Origin of the sequence: Paraburkholderia sp. Clong3 (assembly GCF_050436485.1) — a bacterium.
Lineage (GTDB): Bacteria > Pseudomonadota > Gammaproteobacteria > Burkholderiales > Burkholderiaceae > Paraburkholderia > Paraburkholderia tuberum.
In genome coordinates, this window is the sequence record NZ_JBNDMH010000001.1 from 778542 (window position 1) to 799587 (window position 21046).

At 60.6% G+C, this 21046-nt stretch carries 7 protein-coding genes; 5 read left to right on the forward strand and 2 right to left on the reverse strand.

Translation table 11 applies throughout. The features are described from left to right. Positions 1 to 12: 12 nt before the first annotated feature. Both OKW30_RS03740 and OKW30_RS03745 read left to right on the forward strand, forming a co-directional pair. The gene (locus tag OKW30_RS03740; RefSeq protein ID WP_429346005.1) at positions 13 to 13452 is read left to right on the forward strand and encodes a glycohydrolase toxin TNT-related protein; all 13440 of its coding nucleotides are present in this window, start codon (positions 13 to 15) and stop codon (positions 13450 to 13452) included. Then, positions 13449 to 13688, forward strand: a complete 240-nt coding sequence (locus tag OKW30_RS03745) for a hypothetical protein (protein ID WP_429346006.1) — start codon at positions 13449 to 13451, stop codon at positions 13686 to 13688. Before OKW30_RS03740 ends, OKW30_RS03745 begins: the two co-directional genes overlap by 4 nt. 110 nt (positions 13689 to 13798) lie before the next feature. On the opposite strand, the gene OKW30_RS03750 is transcribed toward OKW30_RS03745, so the two are convergent. Continuing rightward, a complete protein-coding gene (locus OKW30_RS03750) occupies positions 13799 to 14038 on the reverse strand; it encodes a hypothetical protein (RefSeq protein WP_429346007.1) in 240 nt (79 codons plus the stop codon). A gap of 815 nt (positions 14039 to 14853) precedes the next feature. Between OKW30_RS03750 and OKW30_RS03755 the strand changes: the two genes are divergently transcribed. Further along, positions 14854 to 15177 carry a hypothetical protein gene (locus OKW30_RS03755; protein WP_429346008.1) on the forward strand — a complete coding sequence of 108 codons (324 nt, stop codon included), beginning with the start codon at positions 14854 to 14856 and terminating at the stop codon, positions 15175 to 15177. 143 nt (positions 15178 to 15320) lie between these two features. Next, positions 15321 to 16046 (forward strand): hypothetical protein, encoded by a 726-nt coding sequence (locus OKW30_RS03760; protein WP_429346009.1) that lies wholly within the window; start codon positions 15321 to 15323, stop codon positions 16044 to 16046. Positions 16047 to 16085: 39 nt separating this feature from the next. On the opposite strand, the gene OKW30_RS03765 is transcribed toward OKW30_RS03760, so the two are convergent. Then, positions 16086 to 16370: a hypothetical protein gene (locus OKW30_RS03765; protein WP_429346010.1), complete on the reverse strand. Its 285-nt coding sequence runs from the start codon at positions 16368 to 16370 to the stop codon at positions 16086 to 16088. 86 nt (positions 16371 to 16456) lie between these two features. On the opposite strand from OKW30_RS03765, the gene OKW30_RS03770 reads away from it, so the two are divergent. Then, positions 16457 to 20806 carry a LysM peptidoglycan-binding domain-containing protein gene (locus OKW30_RS03770; protein ID WP_429346011.1) on the forward strand — a complete coding sequence of 1450 codons (4350 nt, stop codon included), beginning with the start codon at positions 16457 to 16459 and terminating at the stop codon, positions 20804 to 20806. The last annotated feature ends 240 nt before the right edge of the window (positions 20807 to 21046 follow it).

A 21046-nucleotide genomic window follows, 5' to 3' on the forward strand; every position in this document is an offset into this window, starting at 1 on the left:
GCGACAACTACTATGACGCCGGGGGCCGGTCAACTGACGGATCTGCGCTCGGTCTACCGGGGGATGGGCAACAGTCTGGTCACGTCGACCACGATCCGTTACGCGTACGACACACAGGGCCGACTGTCGCGGGTGACAGTCGACCTGAGTCCGGAAGACAACAGCATCGCCGACGCTCACGTCTATACGACGACCTATACGTACGACGGCACGAGCAGCCGGATCGCCTCGATCACCCAGTCGGATGGATCCCAGGTGATGTTCACCTATCTTCAGGTGAACGGCGAGTACCGGGTGGCGACGATTGGCGAAAAGGCCGACGACGGGGTGTTTCGGATCACCACGCTTAGCTATGACACCGCGAACAGGCAGACGACGGTGACCGATCCGCTTGGCTACAGGAAGGTCTTGACGTATGACGATGCCGGCAGGTTGACCAGCATCCGGTCGACTTCGTCTCTGGACGGACAGTGGGTAAACCTGAACTTTACGTATAACGTCAACGGCGACAGCGACCTGCGGATTCTGAATGATGGTAAGGGCAAACCGATCTACTTTATTTACGATGCCGCGGGCAATCTGATCAGCCAATCGGACAGCTCAGCCGACGTTACCCGTACGTACGGGTCGAACAATGAACTGTTGACCGAGACGGTCTTTGACAAGACCAGCAATTTTGCCAATGGTTACGCGAACCAGTACCTGACGACGCGCTATGTCTATGACGCAGCCGGGCATCTGCGATACGTGGTGAGTGCGGCGGGCCGCGTCACGGAGTTCAGGTACAACGCGGCGGGCCAGAAGGTCAGCGAGATCCAGTACACATCGGGGGCATTCGACGTCAGCGCCTTGAGCAACACCGATGCAGTGTCGGAGGCGACGTTGAATGCATGGGCGGCGGGCCTTGTGAATCCCAGCGAGGCGATCCGTATCGATTCGACGTATGACTACCGTGGGAACCTCGCAACGGTCACGCGCTATGAGAAGCTGCTGGCCGACGGCACAGGCGATGTGACGGGAGCAATCATCCAGACACGGTACGTCTATGATGCTGCCGGTCGTCTCCTACAGCGTTTTGCGGGCAGTCCGGGCAACGAGAAGGCTGAAACTTTCACGTATGACGGGCTCGGCCGCCTCCTCTGCGCGATTCAGTTCGACGGCGTCACGACGCTGTATCAGTACGACGATGCGCACCACACGGTTTCAGTCACCTTCAGCAACGGGCTGACGCGTACCTCTACGTATAACGCCGCGGGGGAACTGGTCGCCGTGGTCGATTCGGTGCAGGGCAAAGTGCAGTCGCAGATCAGGAACTACTACGACACCAACGGCCGGTTGCAGATGACGACCGATGCCAATGGACTGAATACGCACTACCTGTACAACGGGCGTGGCCAGTGTGTCGCACAGATCGCCCCTGATGGAACATTGACGGAGTATGTCTACGACACCACATTCGCGAGGCCGCTGCGCACGCTCACCTATGCAACCAGGCTTACGGCCGCGCAACTCGCCTCGTTGACCAACGTCGACGGGACACCCGCCGAAAGGCTGAAATCGGGGGCATTGCTGACGCTCGACTCCTCGAAGCTGCGCCCGCCTGCATCGGTGGACGACCGGACGGTATGGGCTTTTTATCTCAACAACTTCATCGACCATACCGTTGACGCGGACGGAACCGTCACCCAGGTTCAGTACGACGGCAGCGGACGTCCCGTGGTGAAGACGGTCTTTGCGAACCGGGTCGACACCAGCGTGGCGCCGACACAGGTCTTACCAGATGCCGATCCGGCCAACGATCGCGTCACGCGCTACTTCTACGATCAGGATGGTTTGTTGCGCGGGGAACTTGACCCGGAAGGTTTCCTGACCGAATACCGGTACAACGGCGCAGGGGAGCGTGTTGAAACGGTTCGTTATGCCGCGGCAACGGACGCCTCGTTGCGCAGTCAGGGCATGTTTGCGCAGCTGATTCCCGGTAGCAGCGACGCAGACGCTCACCTGAGCTACTTCTATGACTCGCGCGGCCTGTTGTGTGCAGAAGTCGATGCCGAAGGTTACGTGACGCACTATAGCTACGATGCGTGGGGCAACGTCACACAGCGCGTGCGCGGCCAGCAAGTCGATCTCGGCTCGATGCAGGCGCCACAGCAGATCCCGGTCACGATTAACGTGACCGGGACGCTGGGTTCAAGCGGCAGTGTTGAAATCTGGATCGATGGCGTGCAGGCGGGAGCGCTCACGTTCGACTTACCATTCGGAGGCTTCGCCACCGGTACGCTTGACGTACCGAACGTAGTGCCGCTTGCGCATCATACGATCGAGTTCCGCTATCCGGCGGACAGCGGCCTCTCGATAGGGTCCGCAACCTTTGGCGCATCCTGGCTGAGCAAGGCTGACGAGCTGAGCACGCCGGTAGGCGGTAACCCCTCGCAGCAAAGCCTGCGCTATGTGCTGCGGGCCGACGCCATGCTCGCGTGGACAAGTCGTCCCGGGCAGATGGAGTTCACCTACTACACCTACGACGCAATGGGACGGCTCACGGGCCGCACTACGTATTCGCAGGACGGTATGGGCGGCAATGTCTCCACTAGCTGGACCTGGGACGACGAGGGCCGCGTGGCCAGCGAGACGACCGCTGGGCGCACGACGACCTACCGCTACGATCTGCAGGGACGGCTGATTGCGCAGCTGGGCGGCGAAGGCAGCACGGCGCTCGCAGCGCTTGGCGCGAACGCAACGCTTGCACAGATCGATGCCGTATGGCAATCGTGGGGGGTGAGCTACACGTACGACGCGGCGGGCCTGCGCACCTCCATGACGGACGCGAACGGCAACACCACGTACTACTACTACGACGTGGCGGGCCACCTCACCCACGTTGTCAATCCGATCGGCGAAGTCGTCGAGTACCAGTATGACGCATTCGGTGACGTGACGGAGACGCTGGTCTACGCGACGCGCGTTGCAGCGGACACGCTGGCCAGTCTGGTAGGCGGTCTCCTGCCCGACCCGCTCAGAAGCACACTCGCGGTGCTGGGCGATGATAGTGACGTCACGCGCACCGCTTTCACTTACAGCGCCGCCGGCCGCCTCGTCCAGCGTACCGATGCGTTAGGTCTGAGCACACGCTATACCTACAACACGTTTGGCGAGCAGATTTCCACCGTTCGTGACATTGCCTCCAATGTTCAGGTGCGAGACACGATCGACTACGACCGGCTCGGTCAGGCGATCCGCCATACGTCCGACGCGGGCGGCCTCAACCTGATCACTCAGGCAATCTACGACGCGTTTGGGCGTGTGATCGAATCGATCGATGCCAACGGTGTGCTGCGCCGCCAGGACTACGATCGCAACGGCAATGTGGTGGTGGTGACCGACGGCACTGGCGCGCGTATGCACATGACGTACGACGCGTTCCGCAACATGCTCACCCGCACCGACGCGACGGGCAGCACGACGACATGGTCATACTCGGAGTTCGACCGCGCGGTGACAGTGACGACCGCCGAGGGCATCAGGACCACATTGACGTACAACGACGCCGGCCAGATCGTAACGCTGACCGACGGGCGCGGCAACACGACAGGCTACACGTACGACCGTGACGGCAACCTGGTCACCACGACCGATGCAACCGGTGCGACGACCACGCAAAACTACGATCACGCAGGCCATCTGATCGATACGGTTGACGCGCGCGGTGTTCACACCACGTATAGCTACGACGCGACGGGCCGCGTGCTGAGCTGCACAGTCGACCCGAGCGGCCTGAATCTCACGACCCGCTACGAATACGACGGCAAGGGTCAGGCGACCCGCGTGACGGACCCGTCTGGCGTCGTGACTGAGACCCGTTATGACGCAGCCGGACACACGGTTTCCGTGACGGCCGACGTAGGTGGACTGAACCTGTTGACGACGTTTGCTTACGATGGTGTTGGCAACGTCCTCACCGTGACCGAAGGTGCGGGCAGCAGCAACCCGCGTGTCACGCAGAACGTATACGACACGGCGGGGCGGTTGACCAGTACGGTCGTCGACCCGGCAGGACTCAGACTCACAACGGGCTACGCATACGACGCCAATGGCGTTGTCGTGTCCGTGACCGATGCGGCGGGTGGCGTCACGCGCTACGTTTACGATGAGGAGGGGCGGCAAATATGGTCGGTCGGACCGACCGGCGCGCTCGTCAGGAGCGTGTACGACGCCGCAGGGCGTGTCGTCGCGCGAACGGCGTTTGCCTTCCCTCTGGACGGTTCGCCGGACAATCTGACCGACGCGTACATCACGGGAAGTCAAACGCTTCAGCCGCTGCTCGACCAGACCACGCAATACGTGTATGACGCAGACGGCCGCTTGCGCTACGTGGTGAACGCGCTGAACTACGTTGCCGAGAACGTCTACGACGCCAACGGCAATGTGATCAGCACGATCACGTATGCAAGCCCCGTCAATATAGCGGGTGCCCTCACCGTCGACGCCGTTGCCACAGCGCTGAGCGCCCAATCGGCTCAGGCGCATGCGAGCGATCGCACGACGCGCATGGTTTATGACGTGGCAAACCGGGTGGCAGCCAGTATCGATGCGCTCGGCTTCGTCACATCCAACCGTTACGACGCCGGCGGCAATCTCCTCGAACGCACGCAGTACCAGACGCCGTATGCGGAGGCCGGCATTCCAGACGCCTCGGCGCTGGAGCTCTGGCTCGCGTCACCTGGCGTCGCGAAGCCGTCCGGGGATCGCGCCACTACGTGGATTTATGACACCGCCACCCGGCCGGTCTATGTGATCGATGCCGAAGGCTACGTCACGGAGCAACGTTACGATCCAGCGGGCCATCTGCTGACGACCATCCGCTACGCGGACAGATACGAAGCGGCGCGCGGCGCCAGCCAGAAACAGGCTGCCGCTCTTCTGCCGCAAATCATTCCGGCTTCGACGGCCGCGACGGGATACGACTATGACAGCGCCGGACGTCTGACGAGCACGACGAATGCGGCAGGCGTCGTCACGCGCTATGAACTTGACGCGCTTGGACGCGCGGTGAACACGAGCGTCGCCGATGGTCTGCCCGAACAGAGCGTCACGCACGCGGTATTCGACGCAGCTGGGCGCATGATCGAACAGACCCGCGCGTACGGTACGTCAGTCGCTGCGACATCACGTTACACGTATGACGGGATGGGACGTGTGACTGCTGAGACCGACCCTCGCGGGGTGGAGCTTTCCGAGCGGGACACCGCCTGGGCACTTGCCGAGCGCAAGGCGCGTGGCTATGTCGACGCGAATGGCGAGGCGCTCGAGGCAGCAGCGCTCAGCCCCAGCCAGCGGAGCAATCTGCAGGCGGCGTATCGCATGCGCTATATCTACAACGCGAGGGGTGATCTACTGGTTACGGTCGATGCGCTCGGCTATATAACCAGTAACACCTATGACGCTTTCGGCAATAGGGTGACGGCGGCCGACCAGAACAGGAACATCATCAGCCAGATCTCCTACGACGTGCTGAACCGCGCGGTGCAGGTCGTCTCGCCGACGGCGAGCATCGTGCTGACCGAATACGACGCGTTTGGCGATGCGGTCAAGGTGACGCAGGACACGAAGGCGGTCACCCGCATGGAGTACGACCGGCTCGGCCACGTGGTGAGGTCGACCGACGCCGAGGGCTACGGCGAAATCTACGCGTACGACGCATTCGGCAACCGCACCGGCTATACGAACAAGGTCGGCGGGCAGTTTTCTTATACGTATGATCGCCGTGGACTGATGCTGTCGGAAACACTACCGGTTACTTCGGGTGGCAAGGCGGTTGTCAACACGTTCGAATACGATGCGCGCGGCAATCGCATCGCGACGATCGAAGCGCAGGGGCTCAAAGAGGAGCGTGTTACGCGCTATGGGTATGACCTGCTCGACCGGCAGATCACGCTGACCGGCGTGTCGGTGTACCAGGCTGGCTTTCCTGCGAGCACGACCGAGACACGGGTCTATGACGCGCAAGGCAATCTCACATCGATTACCGACGCGAATGGACATACCACCACGTTGTACTACGACGTAGCGGGCCGGAAGACTGCGCAGGTCAGCCCGACCGGCACGCTCACGCTATGGGCGTGCGATGCGGTGGGCAATGTCATCGCGACGAAGGTCTACGCGGATCCGATCGTGGCGCAACCTGGCTCGCAACCGCCTGTGCCTGCCGATGCGGCCAACGTGCGCGAAACGCGATACGTCTACGACGCGGATAACCGGCTCACTCAGTCCCGCGTGCAGAATGTAGCGACAGGCTATTTCGATCCGAGCGCGGGTGACGACGCGCGGGGCGAATACTTCATCACGTCTGGCAGCGAGCTGGTGACGACGTGGGAATACGATGGTTGCGGCCAGGTTACCGCGACCGTCGATCCGGCCGGCAATCGCACAACCTACTTCTATAACAAGGCCGGACAGAAGACGCTCGAAATCGACGCGAAGGGATTCGGCATCGCGTACACGGTGAATGCGCAAGGCAACGTCACGCAGGAAACGCGGTTTGCACTGCCGTTCCCGGACCCGGTTTCGGCGAGCGCCTCCGTCAATACCATCGTCAGTTCGTGGCCCCGCAGCCCCGACGATCGCATCACCAACTACACCTGGGACAACAACGGCCGGTTGCTGAGCGAGTCGCGCGTCGGCGTTGAGTTCGCGAAGGTCGACGCCAACGGCAAGCTCGTGCAGTCGACCGGTGACGCCACGTCGAACTATTCATACGACGGAGAGGGGCACCTGCTGCGCAAGGTCGACGCGAACGGCAGCCAGTACGACTTCACCTACGACGCGCTCGGACGTCTGACGGGCGAGATGCTGCCGCAGTTCGCCGACTATCAGAACCGGCAGGTGCGCGTCACCACGATATACGACTACGACGGCCTGAACAATGTCGTCAGGGAAACCCGCAAGGGTGAGTCGGACCAGGTGACCACGTACCTCTACGACGCGGGTGGTCGACTTCATTCGAAAGTCAACGCGCTGGGTGTGGCGACGAATTTTCGGTATGACGCCGTGGGCAATGTCACGAGCGTCTTCTATCTACGCAGCGATGTGGACGGGAACCAGCGGCTCGACTCCACCACAATCACCTATGACGCGGAAAACCGCGAAATTTCGCGCGTCACCCAAACGAGTGACGCAGCGACGGGTGCACGGGTGTCAACTGGTGCACTGATCGAGCAGCGCTACAACGCGTATGGCGAAGTGACCGGACGGCGTACGGGGGGCGGCGGCGCGAACGGTGAATGGCAGGAATATGCGGACTATGACAACGCCGGCCGGGTGGTGCGCACGAACTTTGATGACGGGGTGTCGCATCTGTTCATGTATGACCGCAATGGCAATGCGACGCTGAAGGTCGAGTCGATGGAGAGCGATCTGCGCTATCGCGTGATCACGACCGGGGACGATCTCGTCGCGCTGCTGCAGAGCGTCGACATGATGCAGACTTACACGCGCTATGACGAGCGGAATCAGGTGATTCAGATTCGGCAGCCGAAGACGTCGGGCGGGATACCGACCATCAGCTTTAGCCCGGTCGATATTCCGATCGATGGTGGGGTGTTCGCGAATACTGAATTGAGCATCTCGGGGTGGATCGATTCGTCAGCGCGGAAGGTGACCGGGCCGACGTTAAGTCTCGTCGACGGAGACGCAGGAATTTCTGCAGGAGGCGGGAGCGTCGCGGTATCCGTTTCCGGCCAGTGGAGTTTCACGCCCTACATTGACGGCAGTATTGGCGGTCGAGCCACAGTTTCATCGCTTTCGATCAATCTTCCAGACCTCAGCGGAATCTACGGCGCGTATCAGATCCAGGCGGTCGTCCACAGCACGGCAACGATCACGCAGTGGACTGGCGCCAATACGAACAACGGAGGCCTTGAGCACCTCGGCACGTCTCAGGACTCGACGGACTCGCCGGTGGTCACCAGTTCGATCAATGGAACGCAAATTACCGTACCGGTCAATTGGTCGGAGTTCGGCAGCATTACCAACGTAGATTTCGCCTATACGGTCGATCTGACGTTGATCCCGCTTAATGGAGGGGCACCGCGCAGCTTGGGCTCTATAGGCAATTCGGCCCATCTGTATGGTTCGGATAACGGACTGTCGAACGGAAAACCGGATGCGCTCAATACGGATACGGTGTTGGGCGACATGTCTGTGACCAACGTTATTTCGGTCGCGCGTGGCACATTGCCCGACGGTTCGTATGGGATGTTGTATTACCGACCTGCCGGAACAGATCAGCCCTTTCAGACTCTCGGCAATAGCACCGCCAGTCTGGCAAATTCGTTTAGTGCCGACATCAGCGGTTTGCCCGACGACGACTACGAAATGATCTTCATGGCGGTCAGCGACGGTGGCTACGGTCCAGTGGGGACGCTGCTCCGACGCGACAGCTTTGCAGTCCACCTTTCCCGCAGCGACAATTCGACCATTTTTCAGACCGACCTCCCGGCGCATGTCCCAAGCTCCCGCCCGGGCTTCACGGTTGACGCATCGGGCAGCTATATCTGGTCGGCACCGCAGGTACTGAACATCTACTCGCTGGAAAGCACGGAGTTGCAGCTGGCCGATCACATCGTCGTCCATCTGCGCGACCCCAACAATCCAGGTTGGGCGCTGGATTATCCGGTCTGGCGCGATCCGGCCACCGGCGCGTTCCCGATAGACATGGCCGCGCTTGGTGCGGGGAAGTACGACATATCGCTTGACCTGTTCGACGCGGCTGGGACACAGATCGATGCACTGCGTGGCTTGGTCAATCTGCCGGGCAATGGGCAGTCACCGTCGCTGTCGTCGTTTGGCTATCTCGCTGATCTGAAGTCGACGGTCGTTTTTCATACGCAGCCCGCGGACACAGACCACGTGATCGTTTCGTGGGAGCAGAACGGCTTGACGCAGTACCAGACGTTGTACCGCATGGGCAACGCCTTCCAGTGGGACACGACGCAGTCGGGCTTGCTGCCGGACACGGATTACGCAATCAAATTCACCGCTTACGACACGGCGGGCCGGCCGCTCTCGATGGGTCAGGGCGACATCAGGATCGGCGTCAACACGGATTCGGGCGTGACGCTGACGGGCAGCGCACTGCCGTCGATTTTCCAGTTTTCGCCGACGGACAGCAGCGGCGCGCCGCTCACGAACGTCGATACGATCACGCTGTACTACCGCGAATCGACAAAGCAGGATGGCGACTATGATCGGCCGTTCAAAACGGCGATCCTCACTCGCGACGCTGCCGGCCGCTTTCTGTTCGACGCGGGCGATCTGCCGACGAATGTCGAGTACGAGTATCGCTACCTCGCAATGGACGCCGCGGGCAACGTGCTGATGGAGCGCCAGAGCTACTTCCTCACCGGCACGCGTAACAACCCCGTCACCAATGTCGACATCGTCGGTGTGATCGAGGAACTCGCGAAGGACATGACGATCGATCGTCTGCAGCAGCACGACGCGTTCGGTGAGGTGTCGGCGGAGAGGGACGGGCGCGGCAACTGGACCTACTCGTCGTATAACACGATGGGTTCTCTCACGCTCAAACGCGAGCCGACTGTCATGGTCACGCTGGAGAACGGGGCGCAGATAGAGATGGCTCCGCTCACCACGTACTACTACGATCTGACCGGTAACCTCGTGGGACTGAGGGACGCCAACGGCCACCTGAGCACCCAGCAGTGGAACTATGGTCTCGCGCAGCCGGCGGTGGCGCAGTCGTGGGATGCGATGGGGTTCAGCAAGAACTTCTCGTATGACGCCGTGGGAAATCTGCGCGTGTCGACCGACGAGCTGGGACGACGCACCGATTACACGTACGACAGGGCCAACCAGCTGATCGAGATCGCCCGGCCGGTGTTAGCCAACGGGCAGCGCAGCATCGACCGCTATGAGTACGACAGTGCGGGTAACCGCATTGCCCACACGGACGCGTTGGGCGGACGCGAACGCATCTACTACGACGCCGACGGTCGTATCGTGAAGACCGTCAGCGCGGCGGGCCGCACGGTGCAGTACGACTACCGCTGGGCGAGCACGATCAGCTCGATCGGCTCGGTCGCGAGCGGTGGATGGGTAAAGACGACGATCGATGCGAACGGCCGCTCGATGGTCGACGAGGTGGATCTGTTCGGCCGGGTGACGAAACATACCGATCTTGGTGGCCACGTGTTCCAGTACACGTACAACTGGGCCGGTCTGCTGACAAAACAGGAAGGCACGAGTGGCCAGCATGTCGAATACAGCTATTACTCGCACGGTCTGGTGCGCTCGATCATGGATTACGGCACGCAGACCCAGTCGCTCTACGAATACGACGGCGACGGCAACCGTACGGCGGAATTTTTCACGGACTTCGGCAACTCGTACGTGTTCGCGCAGTCGCGGGTCGAATACGACGCACTGAATCGCGTCGTGGCGATCCGTGACAACAGCTACCAGGTCGGTTACGAGTACGACGCGCTCGGCAATCGCCGCCGGATGATGGCGACCTACACGGACATGGTGGGTTATCACGCGACGGAGCAGGAGTACTGGTACGAGTACGACGCGTTGAACCGCTTCACGGTGTCGATGGGATCGCTGTCGGGCGCGCGCGCCACCGATCCGGACGACACCGGTGTGCATATCGTGGCGGGCGCGGCGGGCGGCGACGGCGTGCAGCTTGGCTATAACGCGGCCGGCGAGCGGACGATGGTGGTCTATGCCAAGGATGGACGCACGGAGTACTACACGTACGACGCGAACGGCTTGCTGGCGACGCAGACGGTCGACGGCATGGTGATCCGGCAGCGCACCAATGATCTGCTGGGGCGCGTCACGGAGATCATCGAACGGGACAGGAGCAGCGGTCAGATCGTGACGGCGGTGACGCGCGACTGGGACGCCGACAGCCAGTTAATGTCCGAGCATGACAACATCGAAGGTACGACGACGACCTATACGCGCATGGCCGACGGCACGCTCGGGCAGGTCGCCACGCGGCCCGACAATGGCAGCGGCGCGACCATGACATCCACCTATTCGTACGAATGGTGGGACAGCGCGAAACAGAGCCAGATCCTGGCGCAGGGGAGCAACCCGGACGCGCCGGGCTGGAGACCGGCATCGAGCTATTTCAACTACGACGTCAACGGCAACCTGAAGGCCACCTACGACGATGGTGGCGGCCAGGCGGGCAGCGCACGCGCGTTCACGTACTACACCGATCTGCGCGGCCAGGTGCAGCGGCGCGACGAACTGGTGGGCGTGACGGTGGCGGATGACGGCACGATCCGGGGCGCGACGGGAGACAGGAAACACAACTACTACTACCTGAACGGCAACCGGGTGGGCAACCAGGGCAACGACGGGGTCGAGACGGTCGACTACGTGCAGGAACTCGCGGGCAAGCTCGCGAAGGGCAGCGAGAGTCAGTACAAGGTGTTCACGCCGGTGGGCAGCGCGGACTTCGACGAGAACTTCATGGCGATCAACGGGGTGTATCCGGGCGTGAGCCCGGGTACCTGGACGGTGCGCGATGGGGACACGCTGCAGTCGATCGCGTCGTCGCTGTGGGGGGATGCGACGCTGTGGTACATCCTGGCGGACGCGAACGGGCTGAAGGGCGATGACGTGCTGAAGGCCGGGCAGATGCTGACGGTGCCCAACCAGGTCACGAACGTGCACAATACGGCGACGACGTTCAAGCCGTATGACCCGGGCAAGGCGATCGGCAATACGCAGCCGACCTTGCCGGATCCGCCGCCTCCGCCGGGGAAGGATGGGGGATGTGGTGGGGTGGCCCAGATTTTCGCGGTAGTCATCGCGGTCGCGGTATCGGTCGTGTCGATGGGTACGGGCAGCATTGTTGGCGCAATGCTGATTGGCGCCGCGGGAGCGGCCGCGACGCAGGGCGTCATGATCGCCGCAGGCGAGCAGCATGGATTTGACTGGAAGGGGATGGCAATTGGAGCTGTGTCAGCTGGTATCGGGGCGGCGGCGGCCCCTGCCACCAGCTTCTGGACCGCGGCTGCTCAGGGGGCGGTGCGTTCAGCCGCGACTCAGGGTATGGCGCTCGCTGTTGGTGCTCAGCGCGGGTTTGACTGGAAGGGCATGGCAGCGTCCGCTGTGGCATCTGGAGTCGGCTTCCAGGCGGCACGGACGATTAATGTCGGCGGCAGCAACGTGGGCTTTAACATGGGCTCGGATCCAGGCAGGTTTGTAACGGGCATGGGTGCGGGAATAGCTGCAGGGGCTGCTAGTACAATCGTGCGTGGTGGGAGCCTTGGGCGCAATGTTGGGGCGATCACGATGGATGCCATCGCCAGCACCATTGGCAGCCTCGTAGTAGACCAGGTGCAGGCGGCGTCGGTTGGGAAAACGGACTACACGAAGCAGGCCATCGAGAACATGAACGCCCAACTCTTGCCGGGTGGGTTGGGTGGTGTCGGCAGTGGGTTCGTGGCGCCAGAAGCGCCGTACAGCAGTAACGCTGCACTGTTCGGTGTGTATGGTGGGCTGGTTGATAACAGCGCATCGTCATATAGCGCATCGTCGACGCTGTTTGGCCCATCGATGGGATTGCAGGGCCGGCAGCGGGCGATCATGCTGGCCGATGCCGGCGGCAATCCGGAAAACACGCTGCTCGCGTGGGAGCATGCAGCGAAGCAGGCTGCATCGGATAGCGTCAATTTCGTGAAGGGACTGGCCAACACGCCGATCCAGTTTGTAAACGGCGGCTTGGCAGCGGGTCACGCGGGCGTGGCTGGACTGGAGGCGCTGGGCGTGTTCCCTCCGGGAGCTTCGGCTGGCAAGACGCCGCAGATTCCGTATTTCCAGGCCGAAGATACCTTTGCGGCGCGCTCAGGCAATGCTGCGGGATTTGCTTTGAGCATGATCGGGCAGATTCCTGAGCAACTCGCCATGAAGGGAATGCAGTTGCTTGACGCAGTATTGCCTGGCCAGGTTGCTCGATCAGTTTCCATCAGTAGTAGCTCAAATGCGATTCGTGAAACGGTCCTGGCGAACATTGCGGAGAGTCAGGCTGCACGTGCTGGTTCAAACTTCAGCCAATTCAGCAAGGCTGAAGGTCAGCTTCAAGGAACCCTTGGTATTTGGCCGCCAAATAGCGGTGGCTATTCTCCTGTTTCGAATGTGACGCTGGATGTTGGAATGCAGCTTGATCGTTATGGATTTCCTGGCGGTAACTATGTTTCCCCACTTGGAGCGTCGTTTGCTGAACGTGCGTTGCCTTCTTCATATGAAGCCACGAAACCGTACTTCCAATATGAGGTTACGCAACGGCTTCCTGGGGTAACACAAGCGAGAATCTTGCCATGGTTTGGGCAGCCGGGTATGGGGACACAGTTTCAACTACCCAACTCTGTTCAATGGTATTTGGATAATGGATATTTAAAGGTGATTCCGAAATGACACGAGACCAACTGGAGTCGAATCTCGCCGCAATCGGCGTTCATACCAACAGCTATTCACTGGACGGCATTCGGCACAGCGATTGCGTTTGCGTCGTCGGCGAGGATGAGAAGTGGAAAGTTTACTACGTGGAGCGTGACAAGCCGGTTGAGCTTGCCGTGCTTGATACGACGGAGGAAGCGTACGATTTCGTGTATGCAACATTCTGCAAATGGCTTGGTGTGAAAAAGCCATAGTCATAACCTACAGCTAGCAGATCGTTTCGGCAGAGGAAGAGAAACCAAGGGCGGCGAAGGCGGCCCTTGGTTCGTCTGGCGGTGATTGGGTTGGTCGTATGATGAGTTGATCAATCCGTGATGAACGGGTTGCGCCGCCTGATCTCCTGCTCGGTCATTTGCTTGCCCGCGATGGTGTAGTTGCGATCGAGAGAAATGGTGATCTCGCCGAACCTGTGGTCAACGCTGAGCATGACACGCTGGCCGGGGAGGAAGCCCACCTGTTCGAGCAGTGCATCGGCGATCTGCATCCACGGAAAGGCGAGGCGAGGCGGGACGAAGACGAATAAGGAGATGGCGTGGAGGGGCATCTGTGCGGCTAGAATCGTCGGTTGGGAAAACGGACACCACTGCGTGGCGTAACCAGCAGGCCATCGATGACATGAACGGGCAGATCCTGCCGGGAAGGATGCCGAGATCCAGGCGCGGCAGGACACCTTCCTGAACGATCCAAACACGCCGAGGCTGGTGCCACTTTATGGCAGTGCTGCACCACGGGCGAGCGACGACGCGGCCTTCCTGCGATTCATGGACTCCCAGCAACAACAGCCGATCGGCGGGCTGATGGCAAGCGCGGCGATGCTGGCCACACAAGACACACGCTACTCGGTGGCAGTGGCCGAGGCAGCGGGGCTGCTGGATGCGTTGTGGGCACCGGGCGGGGTCCGTAGTGCGTCGTTGGCGGGCGTAAGGCGAAGTGAATCAATCCCGCATGGCTTTGCGAATGCGGAGACTTTCTCGCAGTTTGGCAATGACATACGTATTGGCCTTAGTAGAGCGGGTTACGCTGACGCCGAACCGATACTTCAGGGAAGTGCTGTAACCGGTAAGAGCTTCAGGACGGGGCAATTCTTCGATGTTGGCCGGGTAAGCGATTTCGATATCGGACTTGCGAGCCCCTCATAGTTAAATCGTGCCGACGTGATGGGTATCGGCTTACGTTCAGGCGGAACCCGCACTGGACCACTTTCGGCAAGAGATTTGCAGTTGCTAGGCTTGAGAGACTTAGCAAACCAGATGAGCCAGCAGGCTGGCAGAGATGTCAATTTTATGATTTACAACGCGCCGTCTCCAGCTATTCAGAGGGCGCCGAGTATCGTTCTACCTAATACGGCGAAATAGCAATATGACGATCTATGATCTGTACGGGTCTTTATCGGCTGACATAGACGAAGCGAAAGCCCTTCTGGAAGCCGCGATAGGCATTCAATTTGAAGCCCATGACAGCTCCTATCAGGGAGGGGGTTACTTGCGTTCTGGGAAAGTCACGGGCGAACACTTCGTCTTAAAAAGGAATCTAGATCCGTTCGATGATGAACCTGCAGAACTCTCATTTCCAGACCATGCGATCTTGCTATATGTGAATGACACGCTGCGTTCGGCAGATTTGCGAAACAGCATCACTCTCATGGCAGGGAGCTTTGCGTTGCTAAGGCATGAAGAATTATGAAGGGCGTCGCCAAATTCGCTTTGCAAGCTTGAGGGGGATGAGCGTCGCGATGACCTCGATCCAGTAGCGTTTACGGGCGTCGCATCGCGCGACGCCGTAAGCAAAGAAAAATACATTCGTTGGCGTAGTAGAAGAAACAATAAATGAAAATTTACACCCGTATTGGAATTGCTCTTTTTAGCTGTGCCCTCGTAGGCTGTGCCTCAATTCAACCCAAGGCTCTCGCTCCTGAGCAAGGTGAGGCACTTCGTGGCACGACGCTCGTCGTAGACGAATATCAGCGGCCGACGTTTGCTGCCACGACGCCAGGAAAAGCCATGTTTGGCATGATCGGCGCAGCGTTGATGATTGCCGAAGGCAAGCGATTTGTTACGGAGAGTGAGATTCACGACCCCGCAGCGCACATTGGTAACCAGGTTGCACAGCGTATCGCATCTCAGCATGGCATCACGCTCAGATCGATTGATGCCGCGCCACTTGATAGCAACGCAATCGATGCGATTGTGGCTCGATATCCGGAGAGTGATCTGGTGCTGGACAGCCAGACAACGTACTGGTCTTACGTCTACTTTCCGACGCACTGGGATAGTTACCGGCTCATGTATGTCGTGAGGTTGCGCCTGATCGACACGCATTCCAGGAGCGTACTAGCGGAAGCAGTCTGCAAGCGTATTCCGGAATACTTAGATGATGCGCCGAGTCACGACAGATTGATTGCCAACTCTGGCGAGTGGGTGAAGCAGCGTCTCATGATCTATGCCGATTCATGTGTTGACGAACTCGCCAGCACGATTCTTGGCGTTGCAACTGCCACCGCACAAGCCGCCGAAGATCATGCGGAAAAAGAGTCGACGGCCGCTCTGAAGTGAGTGATTGGGCGCGAGAGCGGGCCGCTATGGATCGGGGATTCACGCGGCGGTGCGTCTTCTGATGTGCGACACCGTACTTCCGAAATGTGCGACGTGCCTCTCGATGGCTCGCCTGTCATTCGGGCCGGTTGCGTCGAGCGGGCACCGCAGTTCGGCCTGCTGCAATTCGAGCAATTCGATGCGCTGCGTGTCCGGCACCGGGCGATGCAATTCGTCGTGAATTGCTGTGGCGAACTGAGCGATGCGCCGGTCGATGACGCTGCACATGGCCTCGTAACCGGCGGTCGCGGTAAATCCATCACTGTGCGTTGGGATGTTGGACATGGACGGTCCTGAGATCGGCCAAGGATGGCGACTACGACCGGACTTTCAGCACGATAACGCTCACTCGCGACGCCGCCGGTCGCTTCTTGTTCGACGCGGGCGATCTGCCGACGAATGCCGAGTACGAGTACCGCTACCTCGCCATGGACGCCGCCGGCAACGTGCTGATGGAGCGCCAGAGCTACTTCCTGACTGGCACGCGCAATAACCCCGTCACCAATGTCGACATCGTCGGAGTGATCGAGGAACTGGCGAAGGACATGACGATCGACCGTCTGCAGCAGCACGACGCGTTCGGTGAGGTGTCGGCGGAGAGGGACGGGCGCGGCAACTGGACCTACTCGTCGTATAACACGATGGGTTCTCTCATGCTCAAACGCGAGCCGACTGTCATGGTCACGCTGGAGAACGGGGCGCAGATAGAGATGGCTCCGCTCACCACGTACTACTACGATCTGACCGGTAACCTCGTGGGCCTGAAGGATGCGAACGGTCATCTGAGCACCCAGCAGTGGAACTATGGTCTCGCGCAGCCGGCGGTGGCGCAGTCGTGGGATGCGATGGGGTTCAGCAAGAACTTCTCGTATGACGCCGTGGGAAATCTGCGCGTGTCGACCGACGAGCTGGGACGACGCACCGATTACACGTACGACAGGGCCAACCAGCTGATCGAGATCGCCCGGCCGGTGTTAGCCAACGGGCAGCGCAGCATCGACCGCTATGAGTACGACAGTGCGGGTAACCGCATTGCCCACACGGACGCGTTGGGCGGACGCGAACGCATCTACTACGACGCCGACGGTCGTATCGTGAAGACCGTCAGCGCGGCGGGCCGCACGGTGCAGTACGACTACCGCTGGGCGAGCACGATCAGCTCGATCGGCTCGGTCGCGAGCGGTGGATGGGTAAAGACGACGATCGATGCGAACGGCCGCTCGATGGTCGACGAGGTGGATCTGTTCGGCCGGGTGACGAAACATACCGATCTTGGTGGCCACGTGTTCCAGTACACGTACAACTGGGCCGGTCTGCTGACAAAACAGGAAGGCACGAGTGGCCAGCATGTCGAATACAGCTATTACTCGCACGGTCTGGTGCGCTCGATCATGGATTACGGCACGCAGACCCAGTCGCTCTACGAATACGACGGCGACGGCAACCGTACGGCGGAATTTTTCACGGACTTCGGCAACTCGTACGTGTTCGCGCAGTCGCGGGTCGAATACGACGCACTGAATCGCGTCGTGGCGATCCGTGACAACAGCTACCAGGTCGGTTACGAGTACGATGCGGTCGGCAATCGCCGCCGGATGATGGCGACGTACACGGACATGGTGGGTTATCACGCGACGGAGCAGGAGTACTGGTACGAGTACGACGCGTTGAACCGCTTCACGGTGTCGATGGGATCGCTGTCGGGCGCGCGCGCTACCGATCCGGACGACACCAGTGTGCATATCGTGGCGGGCGCGGCCGGCGGCGACGGCGTGCAGCTTGGCTATAACGCGGCCGGCGAGCGGACGATGGCGGTCTATGCCAGGGATGGACGCACGGAGTACTACACGTACGACGCGAACGGCTTGCTGGCGACGCAGACGGTCGACGGCATGGTGATCCGGCAGCGCACCAATGATCTGCTGGGGCGCGTCACGGAGATCATCGAACGGGACAGGAGCAGCGGTCAGATCGTGACGGCGGTGACGCGCGACTGGGACGCCGACAGCCAGTTAATGTCCGAGCATGACAACATCGAAGGTACGACGACGACCTATACGCGCATGGCCGACGGCACGCTCGGGCAGGTCGCCACGCGGCCCGACAATGGCAGCGGCGCGACCATGACATCCACCTATTCGTACGAATGGTGGGACAGCGCGAAACAGAGCCAGATCCTGGCGCAGGGGAGCAACCCGGACGCGCCGGGCTGGAGACCGGCATCGAGCTATTTCAACTACGACGTCAACGGCAACCTGAAGGCCACCTACGACGATGGTGGCGGCCAGGCGGGCAGGGCACGCGCGTTCACGTACTACACCGATCTGCGCGGCCAGGTGCAGCGGCGCGACGAACTGGTGGGCGTGACGGTGGCGGATGACGGCACGATCCGGGGCGCGACGGGCGATCGCAAGCACAACTACTACTACCTGAACGGCAACCGGGTGGGCAACCAGGGCAACGACGGGGTCGAGACGGTCGACTACGTGCAGGAGCTGGCCGGCAAGCTCGCGAAGGGCAGCGAGAGTCAGTACAAGGTGTTCACGCCGGTGGGCAGCGCGGACTTCGACGAGAACTTCATGGCGATCAACGGGGTGTATCCGGGCGTGAGCCCGGGTACCTGGACGGTGCGCGATGGGGACACGCTGCAGTCGATCGCGTCGTCGCTGTGGGGGGATGCGACGCTGTGGTACATCCTGGCGGACGCGAACGGGCTGAAGGGCGATGACGTGCTGAAGGCCGGGCAGATGCTGACGGTGCCCAACAAGGTCACGAACGTGCACAATACGGCGACGACGTTCAAGCCGTATGACCCGGGCAAGGCGATCGGCAATACGCAGCCGACCTTGCCGGATCCGCCGCCTCCGCCGGGGAAGGATGGGGGATGTGGTCCGGTGGCGGCGATCATTGCCGTCGTGGTTGCGGCGGTGGCAACGGTGTTCACTGCAGGGGCGGCATCGATGGCGCTGGCCGGGACGCTGTCGAGCTTGACCGTGAGTGGCGCGATGACGGCCGGCGCCGCCGCGCTGGTAGGCGGCGGTGCGGCGATGGGCTTCGGTACTGCGGTAGCGGCGTCTGTGATCGGTGGTGCCGTAGGAGCGGCAGCGGCCCAGGGCGTCATGATCGCGGCTGGCGAGCAGAGCGGCTTCAACTGGAAGGGGGTGGCGATGGGCGCTGTCGGCGCAGCGGTCGGCTCGAGCGTTCTTGGCGTAACCGGAGTTGGCACGGCGGTCGGTAGCGCGTTCGGCGGAAGTACCGCCAGCCAGTTTGCCGGTGCCGCCGCGCAAGGAGCAATCCGGTCGGTAACTACGCAGGGTATTGGCGTGCTGACTGGCGCACAGCACAGCTTCGACTGGAAGGGGGTAGCTGCTTCTGCGATCGCGTCGGGAGTCGCGTATGGCGTGGGCGCCGCAGTGCGTAGCGTCGGGGCGGACTTTGGCTTCAATATGCAGTCCGACAGCGGTCGATTTGTGACGGGCGTGAGCGCGGGGGTTGCTGCAGGTGCGGCTAGTACAATCGTGCGCGGTGGGAGCCTTGGGCGCAATTTTGGCGCCATAACGGCAGACGCACTGGCATCGACCGTTGGCAATCTCGTCGTCGACCAGGTGCAGGCCGGCTCCGTTGGGAAAACCGATACGACCGCGCAGCGTGTGCAGGAAGCGATCGGCGGCATGAATGCGCAGGTGCTGCCGGGCGGGCTTGGTGGCGTCGGCAGCGGGTTTGTAGCTCCAGAGGCGTCATACAGCAGTAGCACTGCACTGTTCGGTGTGTATGGCGGGCTCGTTGACAGCAGCCAGACGCTGTACAGCGGGGCTGCAGCGCTCTTCGGCCCGTCTTCTGGGCTGGCAACCTCACAAATCGATCCACGTCCTGCAGTGCTGGCCGATAACAGCGGCGGTTCCGATAATCTTCTCTACGCGTGGGATCGTGCGAAACAGTACGGGGCTGATGGCTGGAATGCGACCAAGCAGTTCGCGCACGACATGGTCGGCGCGACCAGCATGGATGCCGCACGGGCGAACTGGGATGCGGGGAATTACGGCACGGCTGTAACGAAGGGTGCCCAGTCGTTTCTGGAAGCGGGCATGACTGCTTTTACCTTGGGAGCGGCTGCGTCGATCAAGACGGGTATTACTGCGCTCGTGAATGGCGGTAGCGCGTTGCGCGCGAGCGAAATACTCGGCGGCGGAGCGCCGATCTTCAGTTCCGGTGGCTTGCTGGGTTCGCAGATGTGGGCCTCATCGGTAGGCACGGGAGCGATTAGCGCGGGTGTCAATGCGGGAGCGCAATTTTACGCGACTGGGAATGTCAATCCCATTGATATTGGTGTGAGCTTTGCAGCAGGAGCACTGGGTACGCGCGGTGGCTTGCGATGGAATATGGGAGTGAATGCGGTTGGCGGGACTGCTGGTACTGCGATTAATAACGTTGTCTATAACAAGGACGATAGTATCGTAGGGGCTGGTCTTGCGAGTGGATTGTTTAGCATGGTCGGTTATGCCTCAGGGGGATTGGCTGGGAATGCAGTGAATTACCTTGGCAGGCCAACCATCAGTAATCCTGGGGTATGGTCAGCTACTGACGTTTGGTCTCGGAGTGGGTATAACATATTCTTGCCGAACAACACGGCGTCTATTGGAGCTACCTTCTCCGGTGGCGTGACGCAGGAATTAGCACAAGGCACGTTTTATGGATTATTTAATCAAGAGGCCAAAAAATGATTGGTCGATTGATTTCAATATTCACCGTCGTTCTTGGCATATGGTTTGTCGCATGCTCGATTTCATGGGTCGGCGGGGCATACGTGTACGCATTATTTAACAGCAAGAGTTATTCTCCTGGATGGATCGATATTGAAGGGATAATAAAACTTGATTTAACAATATCCTTTTCGTTTACTTTTTTTGCTTGGTTAAAGATTCGTCGACAGTAGTTAGGTGGGGAGGCTTGCGCGGATGACG

What these genes read in the sequence shown, in the direction of transcription:
- OKW30_RS03740 (WP_429346005.1), top strand. Translation starts at nt 13, where the DNA reads ATGACGCCGGGGGCCGGTCAACTGACGGATCTGCGCTCGGTCTACCGG.
- OKW30_RS03745 (WP_429346006.1), top strand. Translation starts at nt 13,449, where the DNA reads ATGACACGAGACCAACTGGAGTCGAATCTCGCCGCAATCGGCGTTCAT.
- OKW30_RS03750 (WP_429346007.1), bottom strand. Translation starts at nt 14,038, where the DNA reads ATGCCCCTCCACGCCATCTCCTTATTCGTCTTCGTCCCGCCTCGCCTC.
- OKW30_RS03755 (WP_429346008.1), top strand. Translation starts at nt 14,854, where the DNA reads ATGACGATCTATGATCTGTACGGGTCTTTATCGGCTGACATAGACGAA.
- OKW30_RS03760 (WP_429346009.1), top strand. Translation starts at nt 15,321, where the DNA reads ATGAAAATTTACACCCGTATTGGAATTGCTCTTTTTAGCTGTGCCCTC.
- OKW30_RS03765 (WP_429346010.1), bottom strand. Translation starts at nt 16,370, where the DNA reads ATGTCCAACATCCCAACGCACAGTGATGGATTTACCGCGACCGCCGGT.